General features: G+C 53.1%; 1 protein-coding gene. It reads right to left on the bottom strand.

Translation table 11 applies throughout. The annotated features are described in order from the left end of the window. Positions 1-239 precede the first annotated feature (239 nt). A partial coding sequence (locus ACTHUR_RS15630) for a lipid II flippase MurJ (RefSeq protein ID WP_440399555.1) occupies positions 240-618 on the bottom strand: 379 nt, incomplete at its 5' end.

Below are 618 nucleotides of genomic sequence, written 5' to 3'. Positions count from 1 at the left end.
CGTCCGCATCGAAGGCCTGCCGCTGGTAACCCGCGCCACCGGCATCCCGTTCGACGCGCTGCCTAAAACGCAAGTCCTGCTCAAAATCACCGAGCTCGACCCCGAAAAGCAGTTTATCGCGCTGAACTATGTAAAAGCTGTCGCTCCTGCGGTTGCGTAAGTTTGCCGTTATGAAAAGAGGTCGTCTGAAAACCTTAAATATGGTTTTCAGACGACCTCTTTTTACATCTTAACAGCCTCTAGCGCGCTTCCACCCGTTTGAAATCTCTCGGTCGGAAACCCTGCGCAGCCAGCGAAACGAAATACAAACCGCCGCCTATCGCAATCAGGATGCACAACTGACCGGCTTTACGCAAACCGCCGACATGCACCCACTCAAACGGCAGATAAGCCTGCGCCATCCACAATCCGCCACCCATCACGACAAGCGACAGCAGCATTTTACCCAGAAAACTCCCCCACCCTTTACCGGGTCGGTAAATACCGTGTTTACGCAAAAGGAAGAACAACAATCCCGCATTGATACACGCGCCCAAACCGATGGCAAGCGAAAGCCCGACATGTTTCAGAGGGCCGATAAAGGCAAGGTTCATCAACTGCGTGCAGATAAGCGTAAAG

This window comes from Neisseria sp. P0021.S007 (assembly GCF_051956855.1).
Note: the sequence above shows the minus strand (reverse complement) of the source record. Positions and strands in the feature narration are given on the sequence as shown.